Origin of the sequence: Streptosporangium sp. DT93 (assembly GCF_049844535.1) — a bacterium.
In the GTDB taxonomy this organism is placed as follows: Bacteria; Actinomycetota; Actinomycetes; order Streptosporangiales; family Streptosporangiaceae; genus Streptosporangium.
The window spans coordinates 378,184-384,940 of record NZ_JBNCLF010000002.1; the positions used below are offsets into that span (position 1 = coordinate 378,184).

Annotated in this window: 4 protein-coding genes; all 4 read left to right on the plus strand. The window is 71.6% G+C overall.

Annotation, left to right across the window (positions count from 1 at the left end; translation table 11 throughout):
- The first annotated feature begins 2 nt into the window (after positions 1 to 2).
- The 4 genes from ACLQ2R_RS06895 (at position 3) to ACLQ2R_RS06910 (ending at position 6,593) form a co-directional block, all read left to right on the plus strand.
- Positions 3 to 986, plus strand: coding sequence for a carbohydrate ABC transporter permease (locus tag ACLQ2R_RS06895; protein ID WP_425958480.1), 984 nt, complete (start codon positions 3 to 5; stop codon positions 984 to 986).
- The gene (locus ACLQ2R_RS06900; RefSeq protein ID WP_425958481.1) at positions 983 to 1,807 is read left to right on the plus strand and encodes a carbohydrate ABC transporter permease; all 825 of its coding nucleotides are present in this window, start codon (positions 983 to 985) and stop codon (positions 1,805 to 1,807) included. The genes ACLQ2R_RS06895 and ACLQ2R_RS06900 overlap by 4 nt, the downstream gene beginning before the upstream one ends.
- 90 nt (positions 1,808 to 1,897) lie before the next feature.
- On the plus strand, positions 1,898 to 3,394 hold the full coding sequence (locus tag ACLQ2R_RS06905) for a cellulase family glycosylhydrolase (RefSeq protein WP_425958482.1): 1,497 nt from the start codon (positions 1,898 to 1,900) through the stop codon (positions 3,392 to 3,394).
- Between the two features lie 103 nt (positions 3,395 to 3,497).
- Complete coding sequence (locus ACLQ2R_RS06910) at positions 3,498 to 6,593, plus strand: endo-1,4-beta-xylanase (RefSeq protein WP_425958483.1); 3,096 nt, start codon at positions 3,498 to 3,500, stop codon at positions 6,591 to 6,593.
- The last annotated feature ends 164 nt before the right edge of the window (positions 6,594 to 6,757 follow it).

The following is a 6,757-nucleotide window of genomic DNA, read 5'->3' on the forward strand; positions in this document are numbered from 1 at the left end:
GGATGAAGACGATGACAGGGCCGGACGCGCGTCCGGCCCTTTCCCCCGAGGGACCCGCACCGGCGCGAAGGCGCGGGGGCGGGTCCCGGCGGGGGCGTGGCTGGGTCACCGCGATCCTGTTCGTGCTCCCCGCGCTGGTCCTGTTCGCCCTGCTGGTGCTGGCCCCCATCGTGGTGGCCGGCTACACCAGCCTCTACAAGTGGAACGGCATCGGCCCGCCGAGCAACTTCGTCGGCCTGGACAACTTCACCCGGCTGCTGGCCAGCGACGTCTTCGTCGGCGACCTGCGCAACGGCGGCATCCTGATCGTGCTGGGCCTGCTGGTGCAGCTCCCGCTCTCGCTGGGCCTGGCGGTGATGCTGAACCAGCGGATCCGCGGGCGGGCCTTCTACCGGCTGCTGTTCTTCGCGCCGTACATGCTCTCCGAGGCGATCATCGGCGTGCTGTTCTCGCTGATCCTCTCGCCCGAGGCGGGCCTGGCCAACCGGATGCTCGTCTCCTGGGGGCTGGAGCCCTGGACATGGCTGTCGGAGCCGGACACCGTGATGTTCTCGCTCTTCCTGGTGATCACCTGGAAGTACTTCGGCTTCCACATGATCCTCTACCTGGCCGGCCTGCAGAGCATCCCCAAGGAGCTGAGCGAGGCGGCCAGGATCGACGGCGCCGGAAGCTGGAACGTGTTCCGCCACGTCACGCTGCCGCTGCTCGGCCCCACCATCCGGGTCAGCGTGTTCCTGTCCATCATCGGCACCATCCAGCTCTTCGACCTGGTCTGGATCCTCACCGGGGGCGGCCCCTCGCACGCCTCCGAGACCATGGCCGTCAGCATGTTCGAGTACGGCTTCAAACGATCCCAGATCGGCTACTCCAGCGCGATCAGCGTCGTCATGTTCCTGATCAGCCTCGTCTTCGCCCTCGGCTACCAGCGGTTCGTCCTGCGCCGGGACCTGGAGGGGGCCAGCACCACCATGGGAGACCGCCGATGATCGCCCGGCTCCGCACGTTCCCGATCCACGCGCTCATCTGGATCGCGGCCGTCTTCATCGTCGTGCCCTTCCTGTACGGCCTGCTCGGCGGGTTCAAGACCTCCGACCAGCTCTCGGGCAACCCGCTGGGCCTGCCGTCGCCGTGGGTGAGCGGGAACTACATCGACGTGATCGTCTCCGGCACGTTCTGGCGCCAGCTCCTCAACAGCCTGTTCGTCGCGGTCGCCACGACCGTGCTGGTCGTGGGCCTGTCGGCGATGGCCGCCTTCGCCTTCGCGCGCTTCGCCTTCCGGGGCCGGGAGTTCCTGTTCACGCTGTTCGCCATCGGGCTGATGTTCCCGTTCGCGGTGGCGATCCTGCCGCTGTTCGTCCTGCTGCGCACCTTCGGCCTGCTGGACAACCCGCTGGGGGTGATCCTGCCGCAGGCCGCGTTCGGCCTGCCGCTGACCGTCATCATCCTGCGGACGTTCTTCCGGTCCATCCCCAAGGAGATCGAGGAGGCGGCCATCATCGACGGCTGCAGCCCCTTCGGCTTCTTCTGGCGGGTGCTGCTGCCGATCGCCCGCCCCGCCCTGGCCACGGTCTCGGTCCTGGCGATCGTGGCGAGCTGGAACAACTTCTTCCTCCCGCTGGTGGTCCTCAACGACCCGAGCCTGTGGACGCTGCCGCTCGGCGTCCAGCAGTTCCAGGGGGAGTACATGGCCGACACCGCCAGGATCCTGGCCTACGTCATCGTCTCCATGGTCCCGGCCCTGGCCTTCTACGCCGTCGCCGAGCGCCAGCTCATCAGCGGTCTCACCGCGGGCGCCACCAAGGGCTGATCCCCGTCCCCGCTCATCCCCGCTCACCCCCCGCCCGTCGCCGTTCGTAGTGATTCATCGTGGTTCGTCGTGTAGGAAGTGAGAAACGAAATGACCCTGAGCGTTGCCGGATCCCGTCTCGTCGACGCGGCCGGCACCCCGGTACGGCTGCGCGGAGTGGGCCTCGGGGGCTGGCTGAACATGGAGAACTTCATCACCGGCTACCCGGCCGACGAGTCGTCGATGCGCGCGGCCGTCCGGGACGCGCTGGGCGAGGAGCGCGCCGAGCTGTTCTTCGACCGCCTGCTCACCTCCTTCTTCGGCCCGGACGACGCCGCGCTGCTGGCCGGGCTCGGCGTCAACTGCGTCCGCGTCCCGATCAACTACCGCCACCTGGAGTCCGACGACCGCCCCTTCGAGATCGACGAGCACGGCTTCCGCCACCTGGACCGGGTGATCGGCCTGCTCGGCGAGCACGGCATCCACAGCGTCATCGACCTGCACGCCCTGCCCGGCGCGCAGAACCAGCACTGGCACTCCGACAACCCCACCCACATCGCGTCGTTCTGGCGGCACCGCCACTTCCAGGACCGCGCCGTCCACCTGTGGGAGGTCATGGCCGACCGCTACCGCGACAACCCCTGGGTGGCCGGCTACAACCCGGTCAACGAGCCGGGCGACCCGAGCGGGCAGGTCGTCGGCCCCTTCTACGACCGCCTGGTCAAGGCCGTGCGCGCCGTCGACCCGGGCCACGTGCTGTTCCTGGACGGCAACACCTACTCCACCGACTTCTCGGTCTTCCGCGAGGTGTACGAGAACACCGTCTTCGTCTGCCACGACTACGCGCTGGCCGGGTTCGCGCACGGCGGCCCCTACCCCGGGCACACCCGGGGGGAGTGGGTGGACCGCGAGCAGCTGGAGCGCTCCTTCGAGCGCCGGACCGTCTTCCAGCGCGAGACCGGCACCCCCATCTGGGTCGGCGAGTTCGGGCCGGTCTACACCGGGAACCCGGAGATCGACCGGCAGCGCTACCAGATCCTCCGCGACCAGCTGGAGATCTTCGACGCGCACGAGGCCGGCTGGTCGCTGTGGACCTACAAGGACGTCGGCCTGCAGGGGCTGGTCTGCGCGGGCGAGCCGTACATGGGCCGGTTCGGCGACTTCATCGCCAAGAAGCAGCGGCTGGGCGCGGACCGGTGGGGATCGACGATGGAGGAGGCGGCGAGCGAGCTGGCGCCGCTGCACCGCCTGATGGAGGCCGAGTTCCCCTCCTGGGACCCCTACCCCTGGGGCGCCCGGTACCAGATCGACGACCTGATCCGGCACATCCTCATCGCGCAGGCGCTGCTCCCCGAGTACGCCGGGCTGCTGCGCGGCAGCTCCGACGAGGAGCTGATCGCCCTGGCCGACTCGTTCGCGCTCGCCCGGTGCAGCAGGCGGCAGCCGCTGCTGGACCTGCTCGCCGAGAACCTGGGCGCCGGGAACCCGCTCGGCGGGGATCCGCTCGGGAGCCACGCGCGAAGGGGTGACGTGCTGGAGGAGGACCCGCGCGGCGAGGACGCGCGAGGGGGAGGGGCCGCGCGGCTCCTGACGCCCGGCGACTCCTAGGTCAATATCCGGAAAAATCAGGAAGGGCGTGGTATTTCGGGAAGGCCGTAGCACCCCATCCTGATTCGTTTCCACTCCTACCTGACCGAGGAGCCCTGGAAAGATGCGCGTCCCCCGGCCGCGAACAACGGCCCTGGCACTGCTGTCCCTCGTCCTGTCCCTGTCGGCCGGAACGGTGGCGGGCCTTCCCGCCACCCCGGCCGCCCACGCCTCCACCGCCCACGCCTCGACCTCCACCGCCTCCACCGCCCTCGCCGCCCACGCCTCCCTCTCCACCGCTTCCACCGCGCACGCGCCCGTCGCGCACGCGTCCGCCGCCACGGTCGTCACCTACGACTTCGAGTCCGGGACCCAGGGCTGGGAGCCGCGGGGCTCCGGGATCTCGGTCGAGGCCACCCCGGACGCCGCGCACGGCGGCACCCGCTCCCTGCTCACCACCGGCCGTACCGAGACCTGGCACGGCGCGGCCGTCACCCCGCCGTTCGAGAAGGGCGTCACCTACGAGGTGTCCGCGTGGGCGCGCGCCGTGACCGGCCAGGAGCCCTCGACCCTCGCGCTCACCGTGCAGCGCACCCCCGCCGGGGGCGACGCCGTCTACGAGCGGGTCGCGGCGGCCACCGTCACCGACTCCGCCTGGGTCCGCCTCACGGGCACCTACACCTACACCGCCGACTCCACACTGTCGCTGTACGCCGAGAGCTCGACGGCGACCGCCGCGTTCCACCTCGACGACATCGTCGTCACCGCCGACACCGACCCGGCCACCTCCGGCCTGACCAGCGACTTCGAGACCGGGAGCGCCGAGGGCTGGACCTCGCGCGGCGGCGCCGTCCTGACCGCCGAGGCGGGCGCCGCGCACGGCGGCGCGTACGGCCTGGGCGTCACCGACCGGCAGGCGGCCTGGGACGGTCCCACCCGGACGGTCCTCGGCAAGATGGCCAAGGGATCGAAGTACGACCTGTCGATCTGGGTGCGCAGCGCCACCGCCCAGAGCGTGAGCCTGGCGGTCGAACGACGCTCGGGCGACACCCCGTCCTACGACCGCGTCGCCGGGCCCCGCGCCCTGGCGGCCGGCGAGTGGACCAGGCTCACCGGCACCTACCTCCTGGCCCACGACGCGGACTTCCTGAGCGTCTACGTCGAGTCGGCCGAGGGGACGGCGCCGTTCGCCGTCGACGACTTCCGGCTCGCCTACATCACCCCCAAGCCGGTGCAGACCGACATCCCCTCGCTCAAGGACACGGTGCCGTTCACGATCGGCGCGGCCTTCGAACGGGCCGCGACCCTGGGCGAGCACGCCAAGCTGATCACCAAGCACTACGAGAGCGTCACCCCGGGCAACAGCCTCAAGTGGGACGCCACCGAACCGGCCGAGGGGCAGTTCACCTTCGCCGAGGGCGACCACCTGGTGGACTGGGCGACCGCCAACGGCCTGCGGGTGCGCGGTCACACCCTGGTCTGGCACAGCCAGACGCCCGCCTGGGTCTTCGAGGGCGCCACCAAGGAGATCCTGCTGCGGCGCCTGGAGAGCCACGTCCGCGCCGTGATGGGCCGCTACAAGGGCCGGATCGACACCTGGGACGTGGTCAACGAGGTCGTCGACGAGAGCAGGCCCGACGGGCTGCGCCGCTCCCCGTGGTACGAGATCACCGGCCTGGACTACATCCGGACCGCCTTCCGCGTGGCCCGCGAGGTCGACCCGGACGCGACGCTCGTCATCAACGACTACAACACCGAGTTCCCCCGCAAGCGGCAGGCGCTCTACGACCTGGTCGCGAAGCTGCGCGCCGAGGGCGTCCCGATCGACGCGGTCGGCCACCAGCTGCACGTCAACATCGAGCACCCGCCCGCCTCGTACATCGAGGACACGATCGAGAAGTTCGCCGCCCTGGGCGTCGAGCAGCAGGTCACCGAGCTGGACGTGAGCGTCTACACCGACTTCGTGAGCTCCTACGAGACGGTCCCGGCCGAGGTCCTCGCCCTGCAGGGGCACCGGTACCGGGAGATCTTCGACGTCTTCCGTCGCCAGGCCCGGCACCTGTCGTCGGTGACGATCTGGGGCGTGGCCGACGACGCGACCTGGCTGTCCACCTTCCCGATCACCCGGCTGAACCCGCCGCTGCCCTTCGACGACGAGCTCCAGGCCAAGCCCGCCTACTGGGGCATCGCCGACCCCACCCGCCTGCCGCCGCTCGTCCGCGCCCTGAACGCGCCCGCGGGCACGGTCACGGTGGACGGCAAGCGGGACGGCGAGTGGGACCTGCTGCCCGGCGCCCCCGTCCCCAGGGCCGGTGACCTGTCCGCGAGCTGGCAGGCACGCGTCGCGCCCGCCGGTCCTTCCGGCCCGTCCGGCGGCCTGTACGTGCTGGCCGAGGTCACCGACGCCACCGCCGACAAGACCGACACCGTCACCTTCACCGTGAACGGCACGCCGTACCGCGTCCGCCGGGGCGGCACGCACGCCCACGGCTTCAAGGCGCACGCCAAGCCGACCGCGACCGGCTACCGGGTCGAGGCACTGCTGCCCGTGCCGGTCGGCGCGACGGCCGAGGCGCGCGTCGTGGTGGACGACGCCTCCGGCGGCGAGATCTCCTGGACCGGGAAGCTGACCTCCGTGCCTGCCGTCAGGACCACCACCGCGCCCCGGGGCACCCCGGTGGTGGACGGCGTCGCCGAGGCCGCCTGGAACCGGGTGCCGGAGATCGTCACCGCCACCCGCGTCCAGGGCACCTCCGGGGCGAGCGCCCGGGTCAGGGCCATGTGGAACGCGGGCGTCCTGTACGTCCTGGCCCGGGTGAGCGACCCCGTGCTCAGCGAGGAGTCGCCCGACGCCTGGGCGCAGGACTCCGTCGAGATCTTCGTGGACCCGGGGAACGGCAAGACCCGGGGCTACGACGACGACGACGGCCAGTACCGGGTGAGCTTCACCGGCAGGAAGACCGTCGGCGGCACCTTCGACGCGTTCGCGGTCCGGGACAACCTGACCGCCACGGCCGTGCGGACCTCCGGCGGCTACGTGGTCGAGGCGGCGATCAGGCTGCCCACCGTCACCCTGGCCAAGGGCACCCTGCTCGGCTTCGACGCGCAGGTCAACGACGCCACCGGAGCCACCCGTACGGCCGCCGTGACCTGGAACGACCCGACCGGGCGAGCCCACCTCGACACGTCCAGGTGGGGGGTGCTCCGCCTCACCCCGTAGGCACCGCCGTCCCGCCCCGCCGGGCCCCCCCCCCCCCGGGGGGGGGGGGCGGGGGGGGGGGGGGGGGCCAGGGGGCGCCCGGGGGGGGGGGGGGGGCCCGCGGTCCGGACCCGGGTCCCTCGCGCGGAGCCCCGGGGGCGGGGCACCCGCGCGAGGTCAGGCTT

Bases quoted from the DNA above. Each gene is read 5' to 3' on its own strand.
- ACLQ2R_RS06905 (WP_425958482.1), top strand. From the start codon at position 1,898: ATGACCCTGAGCGTTGCCGGATCCCGTCTCGTCGACGCGGCCGGCACC.
- ACLQ2R_RS06895 (WP_425958480.1), top strand. From the start codon at position 3: ATGAAGACGATGACAGGGCCGGACGCGCGTCCGGCCCTTTCCCCCGAG.
- ACLQ2R_RS06900 (WP_425958481.1), top strand. From the start codon at position 983: ATGATCGCCCGGCTCCGCACGTTCCCGATCCACGCGCTCATCTGGATC.
- ACLQ2R_RS06910 (WP_425958483.1), top strand. From the start codon at position 3,498: ATGCGCGTCCCCCGGCCGCGAACAACGGCCCTGGCACTGCTGTCCCTC.